The following is a 24,728-nucleotide window of genomic DNA, read 5'->3' as shown; positions in this document are numbered from 1 at the left end:
CCGGCTGGAAGTCCAGCCGGCCGCCCGGAATGCAAGTCTTGCCCGGATGCCGGACCTGACGTCAGACGTCGAGGAGCAGGCGCTCCGGGGCCTCGATGCACTCCTTCACGCGCACCAGGAACTGCACGGCCTCGCGGCCATCCACCAGCCGGTGGTCGTAGGTGAGCGCGATGTACATCATGGGCCGGATGACGACCTGGCCGTCGCGGGCCACGGGGCGGTCGACGATGTTGTGCATGCCCAGGATGCCCGTCTGCGGCGGGTTCAGGATGGGCGTGGACATCATGGAGCCGAAGATGCCGCCGTTGGTGATGGTGAAGGTGCCGCCCTGGAGGTCGGACAGGGCCAGCTTGTCATTGCGCGCCTTGGTGCCCAGCTCGCCCACGGACTTCTCCAGCTCCGCCAGGCCCTGCTTGTCCGCGTTGCGCACCACCGGCACCACCAGGCCGCGGCTGCCGCTCACGGCCACGCCGATGTCGTAGTAGTGCTTGAAGATGACGTCCTCACCGTCGATCTCCGCGTTGATCTGCGGGAAGGCCTTGAGGGCCTCGACGGAGGCGCGGATGAAGAAGCTCATGAAGCCGAGCTTCACGCCGTGCTTCTGCTGGAACTTGTCGTTGTACTTCTTGCGCAGGGCCATCACCTCGCCCATGTCCACCTCGTTGAAGGTGGTGAGCATGGCGGCGGTGGACTGGGCCTGGACGAGGCGCTCGGCCACGCGCTTGCGCAGCGGCGTCATCCGCACGCGCTCCTCGCGGGCGGCGTTGGGGCGGGGACCGGCGGGCTGCGCCGGGGCGGCGGGGGCGGCCGGGCGGTTGAGCTGACCCAGCACGTCGTCCTTGTGCACGCGGCCACCGGCGCCGCTGCCCTTCACCTGGGAGATGTCCACCCGGTTCTCCTCGGCCACCTTGCGCGCGGTGGGCGTGGAGCGGGCCTCGGCCGGGGCGGGCGCCTCGGCGGCGGGAGCGGGCGCGGCGGCCGGAGCCGGAGCGGCGGCGGGCTTGGCGGCGGGAGCGCCGGCGCCGGCCTCGATGAGGCCCAGCACCTCGCCCACGCGGACCTTGTCGCCCTCCTTGAAGGCGATGCTGGACAGCGAGCCGGCGGACGGGGCCGGCACGTCGATGGTGACCTTGTCGGTCTCCAGGACGACGAGCGGCTCGTCGGCGCTGACGGCGTCACCCGGCTTCTTGTTCCACTTGCCGACGACGGCTTCGGTGATGGATTCGCCCAGGGGGGGCACTTTGATTTCAACGGCCATTCTTGGTCCCTCGGAGGATGGCTTCCTCGATGATGAGCTGCTGCTCGTACTCGTGGGTCTTGGGGAAGCCCGTGGCGGGGCTGGCGGCTTCGGCCCGACCGATGTAGCCGATCTTCACCTGCCGCTGCGACTGCGTGGACGCCAGGTCGTGCAGGCGCGGGAACATGAAGTGCCACGCGCCGGCGTTGCGCGGCTCCTCCTGCACCCAGAGCAGCTCGCTGAGCTTCGGCATCTTCGCGATGAGCCCGGCGAGCACGTCGGCGGGGAACGGGTAGAGCTGCTCCAGCCGGACGATGGCGATGCTCTCGTCCTTGCGCTCGTCCCGGGCCTTCGCCAGGTCGTAGTACACCTTGCCGCTGCACAGCAGCAGCCGCGTCACGCCCGCGGGGTTCACCCGGTCCAGGATGACTTCCTGGAAGGTGCCCGTGGCCAGCTCGTCCACCTTGCTGGTGGCCTCCGGCCGGCGCAGCAGGCTCTTGGGCGACATGATGACCAGCGGCTTGCGCACCGGGCGCAGCACCTGGCGGCGCAGCAGGTGGAAGATCTGCGCTGGCGTCGTCGGGTAGCAGACCTGGATGTTGTCCTCGGCGCACAGGTCCAGGAAGCGCTCCAGGCGCGCGCTGGAGTGCTCCGGGCCCTGGCCCTCGTAGCCGTGGGGGAGCAGCAGGGTGAGGCCGCTCAGGCGGCGCCACTTGCTCTCACCGGCGGCGATGAACTGGTCGATGATGATCTGCGCGCCGTTGGCGAAGTCACCGAACTGCGCTTCCCAGGCCGTCAGGCCGTCCGGCACGTCCAGGCTGTAGCCGTACTCGAAGCCGAGCACGCCCATCTCCGACAGCGGGCTGTTGAAGATGTGAAAGCCGTTCTTCCCGTTGCCGCTGACGAACTGGCGCAGCGGGACGAACTTCTCGCCCGTCTTCACGTCGTGCAGCACCGCGTGGCGGTGGCTGAAGGTGCCGCGCTCGCAGTCCTGGCCGGTGATGCGGACGTTGTAGCCCTCGGAGAGCAGCGTGGCGTACGCCAGCGACTCGCCCTCGCTCCATTGCAGCTCGCCGCTGTCCAGCATGCCCAGGCGCTTCTTGATGACGGTGCGCTCCACGTCGCGGTGGACGTTGAAGCCCTCCGGCAGCGTGGACAGCTTGCGCAGCGCCTCGCAGAGCACCTGCTTGTCCACCGCGGTGGACACGTTGGGCGCGCTCTTGAGCGCCCCGCCCTGGTAGGGCTTCCACAGGCCCTCCAGCGCGCTGGGCTCCTTGAACTGGCTCTCCTGGCGCGCGCGGGTGAGCGCCGCGTCGAAGTCCTGCTGGCACTTCTGCTTGATGGCCTCGGACTCCTCGGCCGGAATCTTGCCCTGCGCGGCCAGCTTCGCCGCGTAGAGCGTGCGCACCGTCGGGTGCTTGCGGATGATGTCGTACATCGCCGGCTGCGTGAACGAGGGCTCGTCACCCTCGTTGTGGCCGTAGCGGCGGTAGCAGACCAGGTCGACGACGACGTCCGTCTTGAACGTCTGGCGGTACTCGGCCACCAGCTTGGCCACGTGGACGCAGGCCTCCGGGTCGTCCCCGTTCACGTGGAAGATGGGGATGTCCAGCATCTGCGCGATGGCGGTGGAGTAGATGGACGAGCGCGAGTCGTGCGGGTCGGTGGTGAAGCCGACCTGGTTGTTGATGACGACGTGGACCGTGCCGCCGGTGGTGTAGCCCTTGAGGCCGGACAGGTTGAGCGTCTCGGGCACCACGCCCTGGCCGATGAAGGCCGCGTCGCCGTGGATGAGCAGCGGCATCACGCTGCCGCGCTCGGTGTCGCCGCCGCGGTCCTGCTTGGCGCGCACGCGGCCCTCCACCACCGGGTCCACCGCCTCCAGGTGGCTGGGGTTGAAGGCCAGCGACAGGTGCAGCTTGCGGCCCTGGCGCGTGGTGTGGTCCGACGAGAAGCCCATGTGGTACTTCACGTCGCCGCGGCCCAGGTAGGCCTGCGGGTTCCGGGGCCCGTCGAACTCGCTGAAGATCTGATCCGGCTGCTTGCCCAGGATGTTCGTCAGCACGTTGAGGCGGCCGCGGTGGGCCATGCCGATGACGATCTCCTTCAGGCCCATGCCCGTGGCCACTTCCGCCAGGGCGTCCAGCATGGGGATGAGCGCCTCGCCGCCGTCGAGGCTGAAGCGCTTGGCGCCCACGTACTTGGTGTGGAGGAAGTGCTCGAAGCCCTCCGCGTAGGACAGCTTGGTGAGGATGTGCCGGCACTCCTCCACGGAGAAGTCCGTGCGGTTCTCGCTGGACTCCATCCGGTGCATCAGCCAGCGGCGGCGCTGGCTGTCGAGCATGTGCATGTACTCGATGCCGATGGTGTCCGTGTACGTGCGGCGCAGGCGCGCCAGCAGGTCGCGCAGGCGCACGCGCTGCTCGCCGAACACGCCGTTGGTCTCCACCAGCTGCTCGGCCTCGGCGTCGGTGAAGTGGCTGTCATCCACCAGCCCCACGTCCGCCACGTGCTCCAGCGCCGGACGCGCACGGCCGAGCGGATCCAGCTTCGCGCGCAGGTGGCCGCGCAGGCGGAAGGCGAAGATGGTGTGGTCCACGCGCGCCTGCAGCGCGATGTCCTGCGCGGGCGCCGTGGCTGCGGCGAGGGCCGCCGTGGGGGCGGGCGCCTGGGCCTTGGCCGCCTTCCCGTTGGCCTTGCCCGCGGCGGGAGCCGGTGCCGGCTCCAGCAGCTGGGTGCTGAAGATGGGTCGGCCGGCGCCGCTGCTGCGGTCGAAGACCTCGCGCCAGCTCGCATCCACGCTGGCGGGGTCCTCCAGGTATCGGGCGTAGAGGCCCTCGATGAAGTCGATGTTGGCGCCGGAAAGGAACGTGTCCTGGAAATTCGCCATGGCGGTGTCGTCTTTTACTGGATGGGCGCCCCGTTGGGGGGTTTTCGCAGCAACTTTTGTAGCGGCCGCCCGGCGGGCGATAAGCGGCACCACCGGCACGGGAGCAGGTGGATTCATGCGCGGCGTGAGCGCAACTTCAACCGTTCCCTGGGGAAGGAGTGCTAGAGAGCGCGTTTCCTGTCTTCCCCCTTCTCGCAAGAGGCCGTCTCCATGCTGCTCCAAGGCAAGAAGCTGCTCATCACCGGGGTGCTCACCCCCCAGTCCCTCGCCTATGGCATCGCCGAGCACGCGCTGGCGCAGGGCGCCGAGGTCCTCCTCACCGGCTTCGGCCGCGCGAAGTCCCTCACTGAACGGAGCGCCAAGCGCCTCAAGCCCGGGCTCGAGGTGCTGGAGCTGGATGTGACCAACCCGGAACACTTCACCGCGCTCACCGAGTCGCTGCGCCAGCGGTGGGATCGGGTGGATGGCGTGCTGCACTCCATCGCCTATGCGCCGGAAGATGCTTTGGGTGGCAACTTTCTCAACACGCCGTGGGAAAGCGCACAGACGGCGTTCCGCATCTCCACGTTCTCCCTGAAGGAGCTGGCGGTGGCGTGCCTGCCGCTGATGACGCAGGGGGGCTCCATCGTCACGCTGGACTTCGACAACCGCGTCGCCTGGCCCATCTACGACTGGATGGGCGTGTGCAAGGCGGCCCTGGAAGCCACGGTGCGCTACCTGGCGCGCGACCTGGGGCCCAGGGGCATCCGGGTGAACGCGCTGGCCGCCGGGCCGCTGTCCACCATCGCCGCCAAGGGAATCCCGGGCTTCAAGGCGCTGGAGCAGGGCTGGGCCACGCAGGCCCCCCTGGGCTGGAGCGCCAGGAACAGCCATGACCTGGTGGCCCGCACGGCCTGCGCCCTCCTGTCCGACTGGCTGCCCTCCACCACGGGCGAAATGATCCACGTGGACGGTGGCTACCACGCGGTGGGCGCTCCGCCGGCGGCGCCCGAGGCCGATGAGGCCGCGCCCAAGCCCGCCGCCGAGTAGGCACGCCCCGCGTCCCCCTGGGAGCATTTGGACCCGGGGGGATACGCGCCGGGGTCATCCGACACCTGCCTGCCCGGAGTGATGCCGGGCCGGGCCGCCCCCCAGTTCTCACGTGAGAGCCCTCACGGTAGAGTCGTGAACGTTTCGCAGGACGTTCCGCACGTCGCGGGCCTGCGCAGGAGCCGCCGCACAGTGAGCACCCACAGCACCAACGTCTTGCTGGTGGACGACAGCCCGACCGTTCGCAACATCGTCAAAATCTACCTGATGAACCTCAAGGTCTCGACGGTCGAGGCCGACGACGCGGCGCGGGGGCTACAGATTCTCCGGCTGGTGCCGGTCAGCCTCGTCATCGCGGACATCAACATGCCGGGAATGGACGGCATCACCTTCGTGAAGGAGGTCCGGGCCAGCTCGATGCCGCAGGTCCGGTCGGTCCCCATCCTGCTGCTGACGGCCGAGAAGAACGTGGACCTGCGTCAGCGCGGCACCGAGGCCGGCGCCAATGCCTTCATCCAGAAGCCGGTGTCCCACCACGAGCTGACGGAAACGGTCCGTCAGTTCCTCACCAAGGCCTGACCGCCGTGAGCCTGCCGTCCCTGCTGCTCGTCGACGACAGCGACGCGATTCTCGCGCTGGAGCGGGCCATCCTCTCCGGCCACTACACCATCCACACCGCCAGCAACGGCCGCGAGGCCCTGGAGAAGGTGGGGCGCCTGCAGCCGGCGGCGGTGCTGCTGGACCTGTCCATGCCGGAGATGGACGGTGACGAGGTCCTCCAGCGGATGAAGGCGGACCCGGCCACGGCCCACATCCCCGTCATCATCATCTCCTCGGAGAAGTCGCGCGCCGAGGCCTGCCTGGGCCTGGGCGCGGAGACGTTCCTGGCCAAGCCCTTCCGCGCGGACGAGCTGCTGCAGACGGTGGGCGAGGCCATGGCGAGCGCGCGGCAGCGGGCGCGCACCGGCTCGCTGCTGGCGCTGCGCGTGACGGTGGGCGAGCTGGAGTTCGCGATTCCCCTGGACGCGGTGCGCGAGGTGCTGCTGCATCCGGCGACCCGGCCGCTGCCCACCGGGCCCTCCTACCTGCGTGAATACGTGGAGGTGCGCGGGTCGGCGCTGTGCGTGCTGGACGTGGCGCGGCGCCTGGGCGTGGAGCACAAGCTGACGCGCGTGGAGCGCATGCTCGTCGTCATCGAGGCGGAGGGCGTGTCGCTGGCGCTGTCGGTGGACACGGTGAAGGACCCGGAGGAATACGCGGCGGCGGACATCGACCGGCGCGAGCGCGTGGGCGGCGCGGACCATGGGCCGCTGCGCGAGGGGCTCATCGGCATGCTGCGGCTGGGAGGGCGCTCGCTGCCCATCCTGGACCCGCGGGTATTCATCGCGCGGGGGCTGCTGCGGGAGCTGCCCGCGATGCTCGAGGCCGCGGAGGCCAGGCGGAGCGCATGAGCGGAGAGCTCGACCCGCGCCTCCTCACCCGCGCGCGGGAGGTGGTCGCCGGCATCACCGGCTTTCGCGACGACGCCATCGCCGCCGAGGCGGTGGAGCGCGTCGTGCGCACGGAGCTGGCCCGGGGGCGCACCCCGGTGGACCTGATGGGAGAGCTGCTCTACCCGAGCTCCAGCTTCTCGTCCGCGCTGGTGAAGGCCTCCCTGGTGGGGGAGACGTATTTCTTCCGCCACCCCGAGCACTTCCGCTTCATCTCCCACGAGGCCGTGCCCGCGGCGCTCCAGCGGGGCAGCCTGGCGCTGCGCGGCTGGAGCGCGGGCTGTGCCTCCGGCGAGGAGACGTACTCGCTGGCCGCGTGCCTGCAAGCGTCGGTGCCCCACGGCTTCCCGGTGGAGGTGCTGGGCACGGACATCCACGAGGCCAGCCTGGAGGCCGCCCGGCGCGCCACCTACGGCACCTGGTCGCGCCGCGAGTCGGCGCCCCGCCTCTTCCCGCTCTACTCGGAGACGGGGGAGCGCGAGGTCACCATCCTTCCCGCGGTCCGCCGCATCACCACCTTCGCCCAGGCGAACCTGCTGGCGCCGCTGCCCGAGCGCTTCGGCCGCTTCGACTTCATCCTCTGCCGCAACGTGCTCACCTACTTCACCCCCGCCGCGCGTGACGCGGCCATCTCCCTGTTGTCGCGCTCGCTCAACCCCGGCGGCTGGCTCTTCCTGGGCGCCGTCGAGGTGGACCGCGTCCCCGCGGGCATGGTCCGAGAGGGGCCTCCGGAGCTGCAGGCCTTCCGGTTGCTCACGGCCGAGGAGCTCAACGCCCGCGCCGCCGCCGCGTCTCGCGCAGCCGCCGCGTCCCGCTCCCCGGTGACGCCCGCGCGCCGCCCGCCCGCGCCGCCGGCGCCCGCCCCGGCGCGCGAGGTGCCCGCCGCGCCACCGCCTCCGCCCACGCGCCTGCACCTCACCGCGCTGGAGCGCATCGAGGAGGGCGACGAGGTGGGGGCGTCCAGCGTGCTGGAGGCCCTGGTGCGCCAGGCCCCGGACTACCTGCCCGGGCTCCTGGAGCTGGCGCTGCTGCGGGAGCGCTCCGGGGCCCGGGAGGGCGCCGTGCCCCTGATGCGGGCCCTTCGTTCGCGCGCCGAGCGCCTGCCGCCCGACCAGCTCGTGGAGGGACCGGAGTCGCTGCCCGCGCGTTTCTACCAGGCGTCCGCTGACGCCTACCTCAACCAGGGGGCGCTCGAATGAAGGTCACCCCGCGGACGTTGGAAGAAGCCCAGGAGGCCGATGCGCGCGAGCTCTTGGAGCGGCGCGCGGCCCGCCTGCGAGAGCAGGGGGAGAGCTCCGTCGAGGAGGCGGTCCACTGGATTGCGGAGTTCCCGCTGGGCGAGGAGCGCTACGCGCTCTCGCTGGAGTCCCTGCGGGCCGCGCTGCCCTTGAAGATGGTGTCGCCGGTGCCGCTGTCGGCGCCGCACGTCGTGGGCGTGCTGCGCTTCCAGGGGCAGGTGCTGGCCGCGCTCAGCCTGGCGTCGCTCCTGGGCGGCCACGGCTGGCGGCAGGACCCGGCGGTGCTGCTGGTGGTGGACCGCGGCGACGGCGAGCTGTGCGCGCTGGACTGCGAGGCCATTCCCCGGCCCACCACGCTGCCCATGAGCGCGGTGGAGGCGGCGCGCGTGCGCGCCGAGGGCGCGGTGATGGAGGTCTTCACGGAGGACCGCCAGCTCATCCACCTCATCGACCTGAAGCGCCTGTTCTCCGCCGCGCGCGGCATGGGAGCCCGTCATGCCCGTTGATCCGATGCTGCAGGGGCTCGTCGCGGGCTTCGCCGTCGAGGCCCAGGAGGTGGTCCAGAAGGTCACCATGGACCTGCTGGAGCTGGAGCGCGAGGGCCTGGAGACGGACGCCCTCACCAAGCTCTACGTCCGGCTGGGACGCCACCTGCACACGCTGAAGGGCAGCGCCGCGTCGCTCGGCATGCAGGACCTGAGCGACATCGCCCACAAGCTGGAGGACGCGCTCGCCCCGCTGAAGGCGAATCCGCAGAAGATGCCCCGGCCGGTGGTGGACGTGCTGCTCCACGGCCTGGACCTCTTCCTGCTGCGCGCGCAGGCGCACGCGGACGGCCGCGGAGACGCGCTGCCGGACCCGGCCGCGGCGCTGGCGCAGCTGGTGGCGGACGCGCCGCCGCCCGAGGAGGCCGCCGCGATGGGCTCCGCCGCGGCGACGCAGCCGGTGTCCGTGGAGTCCTCGCCGGCACCGGTGTCCGTGCAGGCCGAGCCCGCTTCGCTGCCGGAGGCCCTGCCCGAGTCGGCGGACGCGGGCTGGCGGGTGTCGTCATGGCAGGTGACGGCGCTGATGCGCGAGGTGGAGCGCCTGCGCGAGGTGCGCCTGCGAATCGAGGAGCGGGGCCGCGAGCTGGAGCGGGCGGCGCAGCTCCTCGCGAAGCAGGGGCTGCTGGCGGAGACGGCCGAGGCGCGCACGGCGCTGTCCGGCACCGCGCGCTCGCTGCGCACCGACGGCGAGGAGACGAGCGACATCGTGGACGCGCTGGAGGATGGCCTCAAGGCCATCACCACGCGCCCGGTGCGCACCATCCTGGACCCGCTGCAGCGCATGGTGCGGGACCTGTCGCGCCAGCTGGGCAAGGAGGCGCGGCTGTCGGTGGTGGGCGCCGAGGTGTCGCTGGACCGGCGGCTGCTGGAGAAGCTGCAGGGCGCGCTGGTGCACCTGCTCCGCAACGCCGTGGACCACGGGCTGGAGCTGCCGGCGGACCGCGAGCGCGCGGGCAAGCACCACGAGGGCGCGCTCACGCTGCGCGTGGAGCAGCAGGGCAACCTGCTGTACCTGGAGGCATCGGACGACGGCGCCGGCATCGACGTGGAGGCGGTGCGCCGGGTGGCCGAGCAGCGCGGCGTCGCCACCGCGGAGGAGACGGCGCGCTTCAACGACAACCAGCTGAGGGACCTCATCTTCCGGCCCGGCTTCAGCACCCGCACGGACGTGACGGACACCTCCGGCCGCGGCGTGGGGCTGGACGCGGTGCGCGCGTCGGTGGAGTCGATGCAGGGCCGCATCGAGGTGGCCAGCACGCCGGGGCAGGGCACGCGGTTCATGCTCACGCTGCCCACGGACCTGGGCAGCTCGCCGGTGCTGGTGGTGCGCGTGCTGGAGCAGCTGGTGGGCCTGCCGATGCTGGCGGTGGAGGCCACGCAGCTGGCGCGCGCGGAGTCGCTGCGCCTGGGCAAGCGCCGGGCGCACCTGGAGTACCAGGGGCAGCTGGTGTCGGTGGTGGACTTGGGCGCGCGGCTTGGCCTGCGGGCCCTGGCGCCGCCGGCGGAGGGCCAGCCGCTGCTCATCGTGCAGAGCGGTGGCAAGCGCGTGGCGCTGGTGGTGGACGCGGTGGTGGGGGACCGGGACCTGGTCATCCGCCCGCTGCCATCCGAGGTGCGCGACGTGCCGGCCTGGCAGGGCGCGGCCACGCTCAGCCGCGGCGAGCTGCTGCTCATCTGCCGCCCGGACTGGCTGGTGACGGAGACGGTGCAGGTGCAGGTGACGGCGCAGCGGCGGGCGCTGGTGGTGGACGACTCGCTCACCGCGCGGGCGCTGCACCGGGCCATGCTGGAGGCGGGCGGCTTCACGGTGCACCTGGCGGCCAGCGGGGCGCGGGCCCTGGACCGGCTCGCCACGGACACCTACGACGTCGTCATCTGCGACCTGGACATGGAGGAGATGGACGGCACGCAGCTCATCGCGAAGCTGCGCGAGCGGCCCGAGACGGCGTCGCTGCCCGTCATCCTCGTCTCCGCGCATGACAGCGCGGTGGCGCGCGAGCGGGGCCTGCGGGCGGGTGCGGACGGCTACCTCAGCAAGCGCGAGTGCGCCGCGGGCCGCCTCCTGGCCGAGGTGCTTGACGTCATGAGCCGCCGGGGGAGTCGCGCGTGAGCGTCAAGCGGCCCATCCGGGTCCTCGTGGTGGACGACTCGCCCACCATGGCGAACATGCTGACGGCCCTCCTCACGGAGGAGCCGCGCATCGAAGTGGTTGGGCGTGCGGGGGACGGCAACCGCGCCGTGCAGCTGGCGCGCCTGCTGCGCCCCGATGTCATCACCATGGATTTGCTGCTGCCGGGCCTGGACGGGCCGGGCGCCATCGCCGCCATCATGTCCCAGGCGCCCGCGCGCATCCTCGTGGTGAGCGCGGTGGCGGAGCAGCGTGGCGTGGACCTGGGCTTCCAGGCGATGAGCGCCGGCGCGCTGGAGCTCATCGGCAAGCCCAACGTGACGAACGCGGAGGAGCTGCGCCGCTGGGGCAAGGAGCTGGCGCACTCGGTGTGCCTGATGGCGGAGGTGCCCGTCATCTCCCGCCGCGCGCGCCCGGCCGTGGCGCCGCCGCTGCCCACCGGCGCCCGGGTGGACATCTTCGGCGTGGTGGCCTCCACGGGCGGCCCGCCGGCGCTGGCGGAGGTGCTGTCCAAGCTGCCGCGCTCCCTGCCCGTCCCGCTGCTCATCGCCCAGCACATCACCGTGGGCTTCACCCAGGGCATGGTGCGCTGGCTGTCGCAGGTGACGCAGCTGCCGGTGGCCATCGCCCGGGACGGCGAGCGGCTGGAGCCGGGCCATGTGTACTTCCCGCTGGACGGGCACGACCTGGTGGTGGACGGCGCGGGCCTGGCGCGGCTGCAGCCCAGCCGGGGCGGGCCGTGTCCCAGCGGCGACCTGATGCTGCTGTCGCTGGCCTCCGCCTTCGGCCGCCGCAGCGGCGGGGTGGTGCTCACCGGCATGGGGGAGGACGGCGCGCGGGGCCTGCTGGCCATCCGCAAGGCGGGCGGCGTCACCTTCTCGCAGGACGAGGCCTCCTCCGTCGTCTTTGGCATGCCACGCGTCGCGCTCGAGCTGAAGGCCACCGACCAGGGCGTGCCCCTTGCGTCGCTGCCGGAGCTCATCCTGCAGAGCTGTACGTTCGTCCCCTTCCGGGGCGGACGCACCGAGGGGGGAGGTTCCCTCCGGTGAGCCCCTGTTCGTGCTTCAGGTGATTCCGTGAGCCAACCGCAACAGTCCTTCGCCACCCAGTTGTCGCAGCAGTTCCGCCAGTCGCTGGGGCTGGCGCCCAAGTTCGTCCTCGTCACGGCGCTCATCAGCGCGACGGCGGCCGCCCTGCTCACCGGCATCGCCACGCGGCGGCTGGAGAGCGACCTGGTGGACAGCTACCTGGGCGCGGGGCGGCACGTGGCCCGGGGGCTCGCCGTGGCGGCGGAGCAGGGCGTGGTGGCCGGGGCCAGCGCGCTCCAGCCCATGCTGGACTCCAGCATCGGCCACTCGGACCTGGCCTACGCCTTCATCCAGGATGCGACCGGCAACGTGGTGGCCCACACCTTCACCGACGGCTTCCCGGACGCGCTGAAGGAGGCGGTCGCGACGTCGGGCGCGGGCACGGTGCTGGAAGTGGACGCGGGCGGCCAGCGCCTGCGCGCCCTGGACGTGGTGGCGCCGGTGGCCGGGGGGCGGCTGGGCGCGGTGCACGTGGGCGTGTCCCGGGACCACATCGACGGGTTGGTGTCCGCGCTGCGCGTGCGCATGGTGGGCTTCGCGGTGCTGCTGGTGGCCCTCGGCGTGGCGGTGGCCGCGCTCTTCGGCCGCAGCATCGTCGGTCCGCTCAAGAGCCTGACGGAGGTGGCCGGCCACATCGTGGAGTCCGGCGACCTCACCCGGCCCATCCAGGTGACGAGCGGCGACGAGGTGGGGCGGCTGGCCAGCTCCTTCTCGCAGATGGTGACGCGGCTGCGCGAGGTGACGGTCAACCTCCAGCAGGCCGCGGTGGCCCTCACCCAGTCCACCGAGCACCTCAACACGTCCTCCACGGAGCAGGCGCAGACCATCTCCCGGCAGGCCGCCGCGCTGCAGGAGACGCAGGTGACGGCGCAGGAAATCAAGCAGACGTCCATGCTGGCCGCGCAGAAGGCGGAGAGCGTCCTGTCGGTGGCCGAGCGCGCCGACACGCTGGCCAAGTCGGGCGAGGCCTCCATCGAGCTCACCATGGCGGGGCTCAATGACATCCGTGTCCAGGTGGGGGAGATTGCGCAGAAAATCGTCGAGCTGGGCGAGCGAACGCAGCAGATTGGCGGCATTACCCAGACGGTGAAGGACCTGGCGGACCAGTCCAACATGCTGGCGCTCAACGCCGCCATCGAGTCCGTCCGCTCCGGTGAGCACGGCAAGGGCTTTGGCGTGGTGGCGCGCGAAATCCGCGCCCTGGCGGACCAGTCCATCGAAGCCACCACGCGCGTGCGCGAGCTGCTGGACGACATCGCCAACCAGGTGACGGCCGCGGTGCGAATCACCGAGCGCGGCGCCGAGCGCATGGAGGCGGGCCTGGCCCAGGTGCGCACCAGTGGGCAGAACCTGCGCGAGCTGTCCTCCATCGTCCAGGACAACGCCGCCGCCGTCCGCCAGATTGCCGCGGCGGTGAGCCAGCAGAACGTGGGCATCAACCAGATCACCCTGGCGGTGAACGATTTGTCCAAGATGATGGACGAGACGGTGGCCCGCATCGGCTCCACCGGCGAGGCCGCCACCACGCTGCAAATCATCTCCGAGCAGCTCTCCAGCGCGGTGAAGAGCTACCGCGTCGAGTAGCGCGCCGCCGCTGCTCCGGACAGACGAAGGCCCCGGCTCCCAATGTGGGGACCGGGGCCTTGTCGTGTCCGCGGCCAGCGCGGGCAGGGGACTACGCCACCTCGGCGGTGGCGGGCTCCGTGCGCAGCTTGAGGCCGTCGCCCTCCACGTCGTAGTGGGCGGTGCCGCCATGCTTGAGGTCGCCGAAGAGGAGCGCCTCGGCGAGCGGCTTCTTCAGCGAGTTGTCCACCAGCCGGGCCATGGGCCGCGCGCCGAAGGCAGGGTCGTAGCCGTGCTCGGCCAGCCACGCGCGGGCGGCGGGCGTCAGCTGCAGCTTCACCTTCTTCTCGTCCAGCATCTTCTGGAGGAGGCGGACCTCCTTGTCCACCACCTTGAGGATGACCTCGGGCGGCAGGCCGGAGAAGAGAATCCACCCGTCCAGGCGGTTGCGGAACTCCGGCGTGAAGGTGCGCTCAATCGCCTTCTTCGCGCGGGTGGCGTCCGCCGGCTTCGCGAGGTCGCCGAAGCCAATGGCCTTGGTGCTCATCTCCTGGGCGCCCGCGTTGGTGGTGAGGATGAGGACGATGTTGCGGAAGTCGGCCTTGCGGCCGTTGTTGTCCGTCAGCGTCGCATGGTCCATCACCTGGAGCAGGATGTTGAAGAGGTCCGGGTGGGCCTTCTCGATTTCATCCAGCACCAGCACCGCGTAGGGGTGCTTGCGCACGGCGTCCGTGAGCAGGCCGCCCTGGTCGAAGCCGACGTAGCCCGGCGGCGCGCCGATGAGCCGGCTCACCGTGTGCTTCTCCGAGTACTCGCTCATGTCGTAGCGCAGGAACTCCACGCCCAGCGCCTGCGCCAGCTGCTTGGCCAGCTCCGTCTTGCCCACGCCCGTGGGGCCGGAGAAGAGGAACGAGCCAATGGGCTTCTCCGGCGCGCGCAGGCCGGAGCGGGCCAGCTTGATGGCGCTGACCAGGTCCTTGATGGCGGTGTCCTGCCCGAAGATGACGCCCTGGAGCTCCTTCTCCAGGTTCTGCAGTTGCACGCCCTCGCTGGCGGACACGCTCTTGGCGGGGATGCGCGCCATCTTCGCGACCACGGCCTCCACGTCCGCGCCGCTGACGGTGCCCGAGCGCTGACCTTCCGGCTTGAGGCGCTCGGCCGAGCCCGTCTCGTCGATGACGTCAATGGCCTTGTCCGGCAGGAAGCGGTCGTTGATGTGCTTGGCGGACAGCTCCGCCGCCGCGCGGATGGCCTCGGGCTGGTACTTCACCCCGTGGTGCTCCTCGTAGCGGCTCTTCAGCCCCTCCAGGATGAGGATGGTGTCCTCGACGGAGGGCTCACCGACCTCGATTTTCTGGAAGCGCCGCGACAGGGCCCGATCCCGCTCGAAGGCGGACTTGTACTCCTGGTACGTCGTCGAGCCGATGCAGCGCAGCCGGCCGCTGGCCAGCGCGGGCTTGAGCAGGTTGGACGCGTCCATGGAGCCGCCGCTGGTGGCGCCGGCGCCGACGATGGTGTGGATTTCGTCGATGAAGAGGATGGCGTTCGGCTGCTCCTTCAGCGCCTTGAGCACGCCCTTGAGCCGCTCCTCGAACTGGCCGCGGAACTTGGTGCCCGCCAGCAGCGCGCCCATGTCCAGCGAGTAGACGACGGCGTCCTTCAGCACCTCGGGCACGCGGCCCTCGTGGATGTGCAGGGCCAGGCCCTCGGCGATGGCCGTCTTGCCCACGCCCGCCTCGCCCACGTAGAGCGGGTTGTTCTTCCGGCGGCGGCAGAGCACCTGGATGGTGCGCTCCAGCTCCTTCTCGCGGCCGATGAGCGGGTCGATGCGCCCCTCCCTGGCCTCGATGTTGAGCTGCACGGTGTAGGCCTCGAGCGGGCTCTTCTTCGGGGACTCGCCCTCGTCGTCGTCGCCCGCGGGGGCGGCGTGTCCGGTGCCCTCCTCGCCCTCACCCTCGCCGTCCTTGGTGACGCCGTGGGAGATGTAGTTGAGCAAATCCAACCGGGTGACGCCCTCCTGCTGGAGCAGGTAGAGCGCGTGGCTCTCGTCCTCGCGGAACAGGGCCACCAGCACGTCCCCGCCGTCGATGAGCTTCTGCTCGGCGGACAGCGCGTGCATGGCGGCGCGGTGGAGCACGCGCTCCACGCCGATGGTCTGCTGGGGCTCGGCGTCCACGCCCTCGGGCAGGCGTTCGACCGTCTCCTCCAGGAAGGAGACCAGGCGCTCCTGGAGTTGCTTCACGTTGGCCCCGCACCCCTTGAGGACCTCACGCGTGCGCGCGTCCTTCGTGAGCGCCAGGAGCAGGTGCTCCAGCGTCAGGTACTCGTGGCGCATCTTCCGCGCCTCGTCCAGGGCGGTGCGGAAGCTGGCCTGCAGCTCTTTGGCAATCAGCGGTCCTGCCACGTTTCAACCTTCCTCGGGTTCCATGGAGAGCCGTAGCGGCATGTCGTGCTCCTTTGCCGCGGCCTCCACCGTCTGAATCTTCGTTTCGGCGACCTCGTACGTATAAACGCCGGCCACCCCGATTCCGTTGTAATGAACGTGCAGCATGATCTGCACGGCATCCGTCTCCGACTTGTGGAAGACCTCCTTCAACACGGCCACGACGAACTCCCGGGTCGTGTAGTTGTCGTTGTGCAGGAGCACCTTGTAGAGCGGCGGTTTCTTGAGCTTCTGCTTGGGGACGGTCTCCGTGATGACGGAGGTATCGTGCTCATGCTTCTGCGCCATAAGTCGTTCGGACTCCCTTTGCTGAACAGGGGGAGGACGCTCAGTCCCCCTCCTTGAAACCTGTCTCGGCCCGCCACTGGGGCAGGCCCCCTTCGACGGCTGCTCGCTCGTGGGCCAGGAAGGCGCGCACGGCCTTGTCCATGCCTGGGTGGAGCAGCAGGTGTGCACTGTACGTGAGGCGCGGCTCGAAGCCCCGGGTGAGCTTGTGCTCTCCGCCCGCGCCCGGCTCGAAGCGCTCCAACCCGCGGGCGATGCCCTCCGCCACCGGGTGGTACAGGCAGACGTTGAAGTGAAGGAAGGGGTGCTCCTCGAAGCAGCCCCAATAACGGCCATACAGAACGTTGGCACCGGTGAAGTTGAACGCACCAGCCACCAGCCGGCCTTCCTGGCGCGCCTCCACCCACTCGCAGCGGTGCGGGAAGCGGGCGAGCAGGCGGGCGAAGAAGTCCGGCGTGAGGAAGCGCTGGCCCCACGGATACTTGTCCACCGTGCTGGCGTACAGGCGGTAGACGGTGCCGGGGTCCACCGCCGCCAGCGCGTCGCCTCGCAGCGTCTGGACCTGCAGGCCCCGCTCGCCCAGGACGCGCATCTCCCGGCGGAGCTGGTGCCGGCGCCGGGCGTGGAAGCGGGCGAGGAAGTCCTCCATCGTCCGGTAGCCGCGGTTGTGCCAGTGGTACTGCACGCCCAGGCGCACCGCGAAGCCCTGCTCCTCCAGGACGGGCAGCTCCTCCTCGGTGGGGAAGAGGACGTGGACGCCGGACAGGCGCTCGGCGCGGGCGTACTCCTGGGCGGCGGCGTACAGCTCGGCCTCGCGCGCCGGCCGGTCCTCGCCCGGGGCCACCAGCACGCGCCGCCCGGTGGCGGGGGTGAAGGGGACGGCGAGGACGAGCTTCGGGTAGTAGCGCAGGCCGGCGCGCTCGGCGGCGGTGGCCCAGGGGCTGTCGAAGACGAACTCGCCGTCGCTGTCGTCCTTGAGGTAGGCGGGCGCGGCGGCCACCAGGCGCGAGCCGCGCCAGAGCGTCAGGTGGCGGGGATGCCAGCCCCGCTCCGGCACCGCGCAGCCGCTCTCCTCAAGCGCGGCGAGGAACGTCCACTCCAGGAAGGGCACGGCCCGGCTGTCCACCAGCGCATCCCACGCGGCGCGGGGGAGCTCGGTGATGGAGCGCAGGATGCGCAGCGTCGTGGGGAGCGGGGTGGACATCGTCGGAGCCTGGGCCAGGGCGAGCCTATAACGATGCGCACCCGCTGCTGCCACGACTGACCGGGGCTACTTCCCGCGCGTCAGCTCCGTGGCGAGGAAGCGTCCGGCTTCCGCCAATCCTTCTGCCCCGCGGCGGCGACCCTCGTCCGATTCCATCACCCGCCGCGCGGCGTCACCCGCGGTGCCCACCTCCAGGTCCACCAGGATGAGGAAGGCGCTGAGCGCCGGGCCCACCGGGGCGACGCGGCCCGGCCGCAGGGGGCGCTCCCGCAGGGTGGTGGCCACCTTCTCCACCAGCCCGTCATCGGTGAGCCGCTTCGACTTGCCGCGCATGGCCGTCCACGTCGCCTCCAGCAGCGACGGCAACAGCCTTCCGGAGAGCGCGCTGGACAGCCGTTGCGCGGCCTCCTCCTCGTCGATGTGGTGGGCCCGCGCGTAGGTGGGAGCGAGCTTCGCCACCACCACGGCGCGGGTGGCGAGGTGGGCCAGTCTGGGAGGATAGGACACGCGGTGCTCCGGACGGCGCCGGTGGGCTACCAGCGCACGGACAGACGGTAGCCGCTGGCGCTGCGCTCCTCCACGGTGATTCGGGGGCGGGCGTTGGCCAGCATCAGCAGGCCCTCCAGTCCCCCCGCCATCAGGTCCGGGCGGTTGTAGCGGTCCGACAGCGACACCCTCCGCGCGCGCTCACCCTCGGTGGCCAGCGTGACGTCGATGTCCGAGCGGCCCATCATCGCCAGGTAGCGGGGGACCCGCTCCAGCGCCTGCGCCGGGCCAATCATGGGCAGGGCCACCGCGGCCACGCGGCCCACCAGCGTCTGGGCGAAGCCGTCGACCGCCAGACGGCCGAGCTGCCGGTAGGCGTCCTCGTCGCCCAGCTCCGGGTAGCGCTCCTGCCGGGCCAGGGCCACCGCGCGCTGCCAGAGCTCGATGGGGTAGTCCAGCTCGGGCCGCCGGCTGTCGTAGCCCAGTGCCTCCAGGCCGCGTGCCAGCCGCCCCTCGGCCTGGAGCCCCCGGACGAAGAGCCCCTCCATCACGCTGGCGGGCACCCGGGGTGGGGGCGCCGTCGCGGGCATGGGCGGTCGCGAGTGCGTCAGCAGCATCGACGGGGCTCCCCTGGGGGCGTGCATGCGCCGACCCTAGGCGAAAACCGGGATGAGTTCCTGTTTTGCTCGGATTGATGCAGGGTGTCAGCCGGACGAGGGCGGGCGGGCCTGGTGATTGCCAGCCTGCGAGCCGTGTTGCTATGGGGCCGCGAGCGCCTTAGAGGTGACGTCCAAGGAGATTTGAATGTCGGTGAACATCCAGCTCGAGTGGACCCCGAACCCCAGCACGCTGAAGTACGTGGTGGACCGGCGGCTGTTGGCGGGCGGGGCGGTGAACTTCACGAACCGTGAGGACGCCCAGGCGAAGTCGCCGCTGGCGCACAAGCTGATGGACGTGCGTGGCGTCACGGCGGTGATGATTGGCACCAACTTCGTGACGGTGACGAAGGGTGAAGAAGGTGAGTGGGACGAGCTCAATGACGAGGTGATGGCCACGCTCGACACCCACCTGACGGCCAACGAGCCGGTGGTGGACGAGGCGGCGGTGGCGGCGGCGCGCGAGGCGGCGGGGCAGGGCGCGGGGGGCTCCGTGGAGGGCCGCATCCAGGACATCCTGGACAACGAAATCCGCCCGGCGGTGGCCATGGACGGTGGCGACATCACCTTGGACCGCTTCGAGGACGGCATCGTCTACCTGCACATGAAGGGCTCGTGCGCGGGCTGCCCGTCGTCCACGGCGACGCTGAAGATGGGCATCGAGGGGCGCCTGCGGGAGATGATTCCCGAGGTCCTCGAGGTGGTGTCCGTCTGAGGCGCAACGTCAAAGCCTCGCAGGTCCGGCGGGAGCTGCTGCCGGACCAGTCCCCCGCGCTGCTGCGCGAGCTGCACCTGCTCACGCGCGAGGGACACCTCAACGCGGACGCGCTGCGCAAGCTCAAGCAGGTGAACCACCTGATGGGCTTGCTGCGCCCCGCGGTTGAAGACGTGCAGGCCCGCCACCCGAACGCGGTGATGGTGGACGCGGGCAGCGGCAACGCGTACCTGGGCTTCGTCCTCTACGAGCTGTACCTCAAGAACGCGGCCAGCGGCACGCTGCTGTCCATCGAGGGACGACCGGACCTGACGGAGCGGGCCCAGGGCCGGGCCCAGCGGCTGGGCTTCACGCGGATGCAGTTCCAGACGGCCCACATCGACACGGCGCGGTATCCGGAGCGCATCCACCTGCTGATGGCGCTGCACGCGTGTGACACCGCCACGGATGACGCGCTCGTCGCGGCCATCCGCCACGGGGCGGACCACGTGGCGGTGGTGCCGTGCTGCCAGGCGGAGGTGGCCGCGCAGCTCAAGGAGAAGCGCCCCGTCGTGGCCGGAAGCGGCACGCTGTCGCTCCTGTACGCGCATGCGTGGCACCGGCGCGAGTTCGGCTCGCACCTGACGAACGTCATCCGCGCGCTGACGCTGGAGGCCTTCGGCTACCAGGTGACGGTGACGGAGCTGACGGGGTGGGAGCACTCGCTGAAGAACGAGCTGATTCTGGGCCGCCGGGTCCACCGGGAGAACCGGCGGGCGCGCGTGCAGCTGGAGCGGCTGCTGGCGGAGACGGGCGTGAATCCCAAGCTGACGCGCGAGCTGGGCGTGAAGCCCGCGCTTCCCGCCGGGGGCGACGTCGACGCGTCGGAGTCCGATACCGCGGAGGCGGTGCCGCCAGCGTCCAACGCCGACGCGTGAGTCGCACGGCGTCGCTGGTGGCCGCCGGGCCGGTGCCGCCAGCGTTCACGTCCGAAGCGTCAGAAGGGGGCGGGGCGTTCCAAGGTGATGCGCTGCCCCGTGACGGGGTGCTGGAACTCCAGCGCTTCCGCATGCAGGTGCAGCCGCGTGCCTGGATGGCCGTAGAGCGGGTCTCCCACGATGGGGGCCCCCAGGCCGAGCGGATGTGCAGCATGGACGCGCAGCTGGTGCGTCCTTCCCGTGAGTGGGAAGAGCGCCACCTTCGTGCGGCCGTCGCGCCGCTCGAGCACGTGCCACTCCGTCACCGCGGGCTTTCCGTGCACGGGGTCATGAATCTGGCGGGGCCGATCGTCGAGGTCCACGCGCATGGGAAAGTCGATGGTGCCGCGCTCACCTCGGACATCGCCTTCCACCCAGGCCACGTAGCGCTTGTGCACCTGGCGCCCGGCGAACAGCCGTTGCAGGGCCGTGTACGTGCGGGGGTCCCTGGCCGCGACGAGCAGTCCCGACGTGTCCAGGTCGAGCCGGTGCGCGAGCATCGGCCCTGGCTCACCGGGGTACCGCGCGCGCAGCCTCGCCAGCACGGAGTCCTCGACGGAGGCGTCCCTCGCGGGCACGGAGAGCAGCCCCTCGGGCTTGTCCACCACCACGAGCCATTCGTCCTCGAAGACGAGGTCCAACTCCCGTGAAGCCAGCGCCGGAGGCACGAAGGGACGGGGCGCCGAGACGCGGAGTCCGTCCAGCATGTACGGCAGCAGGGGACCGCACTTGTCCTTGCACGCGGGATAGTACGCGCCGGAAGCGCGGCCTCCCGAGGGAGGAGGCGCGCCCCACCAGAACTCGGCGAGCGCCAGTGGACGGAGCCCGAGGGTGAGCGCATGCGCCAGGAGCTTGGGGCCGGCGCAGTCCGCCGCGCCCGAGGGGGGCTCGCCTCCCGGGTACAGGCTTCGCAGCGGCCGGCGCTCGCCTCGGGCATTGGGCACCCCATAGGTGTCGTGCAGGCGCTTCATCAGCGCCCGGCAGACGATGCGCCGCAGCCGCTCCATGGCGCGCAGCCGCCGCTCCAGTCGTACTCGCCTGGGCGTGAGCGCCCGTTGTTCCTCGGCATGCGCGGCCTCCAGCCTGCGCAGCTCCGCCTTGTCCCCACGGCTCTCCTGGTCGAGCGCATGCAGCGCCGCGCGCTTCTCCTCCTCTCCCAGCAAGGCGGAGGCCGAGATGTCCGCGCGCCGGGCATGACGCTGCTTTCGCCGGGCATCGTGCGTTGTCCGCAGGGCCGCGCGAGCCGCCGCGTGGCTCGTGGTCAGCGCATCATGCTGGGCGACCACGGAGGTGAGCTCGGTCGACGTCCGAAAGGCCTCTTCGCGGGCAAGCAGGCGCTTCACCTGGGCCTCGCCCGCGGGTTCCAGCTGCTCGCGCTCATGACGCGCGAAGAGCGGAGGCACGAAGCCTGGGAGGTCCCACCGTCCGGCCAGCATTCCGGAGAAGGCCCGCAGGAAGCCGACGCGTCCGTCGGGGGCCTGGACCACGAGGACGCCGAACATCTTTCCGCCCTCGGAAGTGTCGAGGCACGAGGCCGCAATCCCTGACGCGATGTGCCCCGCGCGCAGCTCCCCCTGGAGCAGCTCCGCGGCGCGGCGCGCCAGCGCATGCGGTGGCCCCTCGTCGAAGGGGCTGGGAAAGGTCCCAGGCAGGTCCTCGGCGAGAGGTTGCGGCTCGAAAGGCGTGAACCCCGTTTCCACGATGTTGCGTTACCACGGCTTGGCGGCGAGGCCCATGCCGCCTGGTGATGCGCGGCGCCGCTTCCAGCGAGCGGGCGGCCTCGCCGTGACGGGCGAAGCGCGTCGCAGGCGTGGGCATGTGACGTGCCGCGCCTCCCTCACTCGGGGCGCGCATGGCCCGTGGGGGACGGCTCGCCTCCGGCCCGGGCCGGCTCCAGGAGCTTCGTCTCCCGTGCGAATTGAGCGCGCAGGGGCGCGTCCAGGTCGCGGCCATAGAGGAAGACCTCGAACCCACCGCAGTGGAAGACCTCGCGCGGCGCGCCGTACTTCGCGGTGAAGGCGTCCGTGGACAGCCCCTGGGTGATGACGAAGGTGTAGTCCGAGTCGTCGCCGCGCCGCCCCAGATACCAGTCCAGGTTGTTGATCCAATGGTAGAGGCGGCCGTCGGGCAGGACTTGATGCACCCGCAGCCCGGTGCGGGAGAACGTCGTCACCAGCTTCGCGACCCAGTAGTCAGCCACGCCCCAGCCCAGGCCGTGCCGAGCGCGGCGCGCGTCCAGGCATTCGACGAGTGGGGGATGGAAGCCGGAGGTGAGGGGGCCCTCGGCACGCCAGGGGTGGCGCAGCATCGAGCCGGCCAGGGCCGCCGCCACCAGCCCGAGCGCGCCCACGGAGAGCGCCCGCCGCAGGGGCTCGTGTTGGAGCAGCGCGGGGAGGAATGCCAGCAACAGGAACGGTAGGAGGGCAGGGACCAGCAGATAGCGGAAGTTCCCCTTGTTCTCGAACTGTCCCGTCAACACCACCGCGCCCAGGGTGGTGCCCAGCACCAGCACGATGAAGAGGCACAGCGCGTACAACGCCCAGCGCTCCGAGCCAGGGGCCGCCCACGCCCGACGCGACACCACGCAGCCGGCCGCGAGCAGCACCAGGAGCACCCACGTCATCCCCACGGCGGGAGACGCCTGGAACTGCTCTCCCATCGCTTCAACGAGGCGCCCCAGGGCTTCCGGAGCCTCCGTCAGGCGCGCCCGCGTGAAGCCCCCGGTCCGCCAGGGGGAGAGCCAGCGGGGCACGCGGCTGCCCACGACCGTGGCCAGGAGGACCAGGCCCGCGACGCTTCCGACCCACCGAGGGGACAGGCCCGGGCGTCCCAGCCAGGCCATTCCTCCCAGGCACAGCAGCGCGGGCGCGGTGAAGGTGACGACGAAGAGGCTGTCGGAGGCCGACGCCAGAACGCACAGGAGCGCGAGCGCCCCCGGGGCCAGCCGGGAGCGGTCGCGAACGGCGCGCAGCAGGAGCGCCAGCGCCACGGCCACCAGGGGCACGAGGCTGAAGTGCGTGGCGTTGAGCGCCGCGTACTGCATCAACTCCAGGCGGCCTTCCGCGCACGCGAGCAGCAGGGCGGCCACCACACCCACCGCCAGCGCCTGGGCCTGCGCCGCCGTGTCGTGAGGCGCCACGGTGCGCGCGAGCCACTGCGCCGCCAGCCCCAGCAACACACACTGGGCGAGGGCATAGCCGACGAGGGCATGGACGACGGGCCCGGTCAGCGCATCGAGCGCGAAGTAGAGGCCCATGTCCGGGAAGAAGTAGGGCGCGGGCGTGAGCTTCCATCCTGCCCACCGGCCGCCTTCCTCGAAGAGGTCACGGTAGAGGGACGGAAGATAGAGGTTGTCCGCGGAGAAGAGCGTGGAGACGTCCAGCGCCTGCGCGTTGAAGCGCGCGAGGAGGTGGATTGCCGCCAGGACCACCAGCGCCCAGGCGCTCGCGAACGGGAGCCAGCCCTGGAGGACACGCGAGGCGCGGGTGGGGGAACGGGAGGCCGCGGGTGGAGACATGGGCGGGGGGACGATAGGCGAGCGCCCCGGTCAGTGACATAGGGGCGTGGAAGGCCCGCGGGCGGTTCTCGGCCACGAGTGGGCCCCTCACGTCATCCCAGACCCCGTCAGCAGCAGGCGGCACCGGAGCCCGCCATTGCGCACCGGCAGGCTCCGCGCGCCGGGCAGGTCCAGGGCCTTCACCAGCGTCGCATCGTCGGGAAGGATGATCGCCGCGCGCCACCCGGTGAAGCCGCTCCTCAGCGTATTTCCCAGGGCCCGGTACAGCGCGGGCAGGTCCTCGGCTTCGCCCACGCGCTTGCCGTAGGGCGGATTGGCCACCACCAGCCCGGGGCCTTCCACGGGCGCCTGCAACGTCCGCACGTCCCGGCGTTCCAGCGCGAGCGTCACCCCCGCGCGCCGCGCATTGCGCCGCGCCGTGCCCAGTGAGCCCGCATTGATGTCGTAGCCGTGAAGCGCCGCACCGGGAGAGGGCAGGGCCTCCGCCTCCGCGCGCGCCTTTCGCCCGGCCCAGGCCGCGGCGTCGAAGGCGGGGAAGGTCTCGAAGGCGAAGGCGCGCAGCAGGCCCGGTGCCCGGCGCATGGCCATCCACGCGCCCTCCACCAGGAAGGTGCCCGAGCCGCACATCGGGTCCACCAGCGGCTCCGCGCCGGTGTAGCCCACCAACCGCAGGATGCCGGCGGCGAGCGTCTCACGCAGCGGCGCGCGGCTCACCTCCTGGCGGTAGCCCCGGCGGTGCAGCGGCTCGCCGCTGGTGTCGGCGCTCACGGTGAACGCGTCGCCCTCCACGCGCACCAGCAGCGTCAGGCCCGGGCCTCCGCCCTCATCGTCGAGCGGCCCCGCGCGCTCCACCGCGGGCAGCCCCCAGGCGTAGGCCGCGGCGTCGAACACCACGTCCGGTCCCGGCACCGGTGAGCGGTGCAGGCTCACCGACAGCTTCGGGGGCGCCCGGCCATCCCAGACGCGCGACAGGTCCAGCGCGGCCAGCTGGTCCGTCAGGGTGTCGGAGTCCCCGGCGCGGAAGCGCCCCACGCGCAGCAGGACGCGGCTGGCGGTGCGCAGGCGCAGGTTGGCGTCCTGGTGCAGGCCCGCGGGGCCCTCCAGCTCCACGCCGCCGTCCACGCGGCGTGGGCTCCAGCCCTGGGCGGCGGCTTCCGCTTCCAGGGCGGGCTCCAGGCCGGGGAGGGTGGAGACAAAGAGCTGTTCGTCGTGGGGGGCGTGCGTCACGGGAGGCGCCATTGTCCGCGTCCCGGCGCGC

General features: G+C 71.4%; 20 protein-coding genes. 10 read left to right on the top strand and 10 right to left on the bottom strand.

Going from position 1 to position 24,728, the window contains the following annotated elements; genetic code table 11:
* Window positions 1-61: 61 nt before the first annotated feature.
* Both odhB and VZL07_RS06640 read right to left on the bottom strand, forming a co-directional pair.
* Window positions 62-1,258: a 2-oxoglutarate dehydrogenase complex dihydrolipoyllysine-residue succinyltransferase gene (gene odhB, locus VZL07_RS06645; RefSeq protein ID WP_426754502.1), complete on the bottom strand. Its 1,197-nt coding sequence runs from the start codon at window positions 1,256-1,258 to the stop codon at window positions 62-64.
* Window positions 1,248-4,127: a 2-oxoglutarate dehydrogenase E1 component gene (locus tag VZL07_RS06640; protein WP_426754501.1), complete on the bottom strand. Its 2,880-nt coding sequence runs from the start codon at window positions 4,125-4,127 to the stop codon at window positions 1,248-1,250. The genes odhB and VZL07_RS06640 overlap by 11 nt, the downstream gene beginning before the upstream one ends.
* 210 nt (window positions 4,128-4,337) lie before the next feature.
* Here VZL07_RS06640 and fabI point away from each other — a divergent pair, with 210 nt between their 5' ends.
* The 8 genes from fabI (at window position 4,338) to VZL07_RS06600 (ending at window position 13,229) form a co-directional block, all read left to right on the top strand.
* Window positions 4,338-5,156 carry an enoyl-ACP reductase FabI gene (gene fabI, locus VZL07_RS06635; RefSeq protein ID WP_426754500.1) on the top strand — a complete coding sequence of 273 codons (819 nt, stop codon included), beginning with the start codon at window positions 4,338-4,340 and terminating at the stop codon, window positions 5,154-5,156.
* 192 nt (window positions 5,157-5,348) lie between these two features.
* Complete coding sequence (locus VZL07_RS06630; RefSeq protein WP_426754499.1) at window positions 5,349-5,735, top strand: response regulator; 387 nt, start codon at window positions 5,349-5,351, stop codon at window positions 5,733-5,735.
* Between the two features lie 5 nt (window positions 5,736-5,740).
* Complete coding sequence (locus VZL07_RS06625) at window positions 5,741-6,607, top strand: response regulator (RefSeq protein ID WP_426754498.1); 867 nt, start codon at window positions 5,741-5,743, stop codon at window positions 6,605-6,607.
* Complete coding sequence (locus VZL07_RS06620) at window positions 6,604-7,845, top strand: CheR family methyltransferase (protein WP_426754497.1); 1,242 nt, start codon at window positions 6,604-6,606, stop codon at window positions 7,843-7,845. Before VZL07_RS06625 ends, VZL07_RS06620 begins: the two co-directional genes overlap by 4 nt.
* Entirely contained in the window at window positions 7,842-8,390 is a 549-nt protein-coding gene (locus VZL07_RS06615; protein ID WP_426754496.1) for a chemotaxis protein CheW, read from the top strand. The genes VZL07_RS06620 and VZL07_RS06615 overlap by 4 nt, the downstream gene beginning before the upstream one ends.
* On the top strand, window positions 8,380-10,539 hold the full coding sequence (locus tag VZL07_RS06610) for a hybrid sensor histidine kinase/response regulator (protein ID WP_426754495.1): 2,160 nt from the start codon (window positions 8,380-8,382) through the stop codon (window positions 10,537-10,539). The genes VZL07_RS06615 and VZL07_RS06610 overlap by 11 nt, the downstream gene beginning before the upstream one ends.
* Window positions 10,536-11,606 (top strand): chemotaxis protein CheB, encoded by a 1,071-nt coding sequence (locus tag VZL07_RS06605; protein ID WP_426754494.1) that lies wholly within the window; start codon window positions 10,536-10,538, stop codon window positions 11,604-11,606. The genes VZL07_RS06610 and VZL07_RS06605 overlap by 4 nt, the downstream gene beginning before the upstream one ends.
* A gap of 27 nt (window positions 11,607-11,633) precedes the next feature.
* Entirely contained in the window at window positions 11,634-13,229 is a 1,596-nt protein-coding gene (locus tag VZL07_RS06600) for a methyl-accepting chemotaxis protein (RefSeq protein ID WP_426754493.1), read from the top strand.
* A gap of 91 nt (window positions 13,230-13,320) precedes the next feature.
* Here VZL07_RS06600 and clpA read toward each other — a convergent pair whose 3' ends face one another.
* The 5 genes from clpA to VZL07_RS06575 form a co-directional block, all read right to left on the bottom strand.
* Complete coding sequence (clpA, locus tag VZL07_RS06595) at window positions 13,321-15,612, bottom strand: ATP-dependent Clp protease ATP-binding subunit ClpA (RefSeq protein WP_426754492.1); 2,292 nt, start codon at window positions 15,610-15,612, stop codon at window positions 13,321-13,323.
* Window positions 15,613-15,615: 3 nt separating this feature from the next.
* Complete coding sequence (locus VZL07_RS06590; protein ID WP_426754491.1) at window positions 15,616-15,939, bottom strand: ATP-dependent Clp protease adaptor ClpS; 324 nt, start codon at window positions 15,937-15,939, stop codon at window positions 15,616-15,618.
* 40 nt (window positions 15,940-15,979) lie between these two features.
* Complete coding sequence (locus VZL07_RS06585; RefSeq protein ID WP_426754490.1) at window positions 15,980-17,140, bottom strand: GNAT family N-acetyltransferase; 1,161 nt, start codon at window positions 17,138-17,140, stop codon at window positions 15,980-15,982.
* A gap of 66 nt (window positions 17,141-17,206) precedes the next feature.
* Window positions 17,207-17,647 carry a hypothetical protein gene (locus VZL07_RS06580; protein WP_426754489.1) on the bottom strand — a complete coding sequence of 147 codons (441 nt, stop codon included), beginning with the start codon at window positions 17,645-17,647 and terminating at the stop codon, window positions 17,207-17,209.
* A gap of 26 nt (window positions 17,648-17,673) precedes the next feature.
* Window positions 17,674-18,243 (bottom strand): DUF2378 family protein, encoded by a 570-nt coding sequence (locus tag VZL07_RS06575; protein WP_426754488.1) that lies wholly within the window; start codon window positions 18,241-18,243, stop codon window positions 17,674-17,676.
* Between the two features lie 187 nt (window positions 18,244-18,430).
* Between VZL07_RS06575 and VZL07_RS06570 the strand changes: the two genes are divergently transcribed.
* Together VZL07_RS06570 and VZL07_RS06565 are read left to right on the top strand one after the other, a co-directional pair.
* Window positions 18,431-18,997, top strand: a complete 567-nt coding sequence (locus VZL07_RS06570; RefSeq protein ID WP_426754487.1) for a NifU family protein — start codon at window positions 18,431-18,433, stop codon at window positions 18,995-18,997.
* Complete coding sequence (locus VZL07_RS06565; RefSeq protein WP_426757246.1) at window positions 18,907-19,914, top strand: class I SAM-dependent methyltransferase; 1,008 nt, start codon at window positions 18,907-18,909, stop codon at window positions 19,912-19,914. Before VZL07_RS06570 ends, VZL07_RS06565 begins: the two co-directional genes overlap by 91 nt.
* A gap of 59 nt (window positions 19,915-19,973) precedes the next feature.
* On the opposite strand, the gene VZL07_RS06560 is transcribed toward VZL07_RS06565, so the two are convergent.
* The 3 genes from VZL07_RS06560 to VZL07_RS06550 all read right to left on the bottom strand — a co-directional run bounded on the left by VZL07_RS06560 (window position 19,974) and on the right by VZL07_RS06550 (window position 24,709).
* On the bottom strand, window positions 19,974-21,653 hold the full coding sequence (locus tag VZL07_RS06560; RefSeq protein WP_426754486.1) for an RluA family pseudouridine synthase: 1,680 nt from the start codon (window positions 21,651-21,653) through the stop codon (window positions 19,974-19,976).
* A gap of 137 nt (window positions 21,654-21,790) precedes the next feature.
* Complete coding sequence (locus VZL07_RS06555; RefSeq protein WP_426754485.1) at window positions 21,791-23,470, bottom strand: hypothetical protein; 1,680 nt, start codon at window positions 23,468-23,470, stop codon at window positions 21,791-21,793.
* Between the two features lie 87 nt (window positions 23,471-23,557).
* Entirely contained in the window at window positions 23,558-24,709 is a 1,152-nt protein-coding gene (locus tag VZL07_RS06550) for a THUMP domain-containing class I SAM-dependent RNA methyltransferase (RefSeq protein WP_426754484.1), read from the bottom strand.
* Window positions 24,710-24,728 lie beyond the last annotated feature (19 nt).

The organism is Pseudomyxococcus flavus, from assembly GCF_050038885.1.
Taxonomy (GTDB): Bacteria; Myxococcota; Myxococcia; order Myxococcales; family Myxococcaceae; genus Myxococcus; species Myxococcus flavus.
This window is presented reverse-complemented; position numbering and strand designations above follow the sequence as displayed.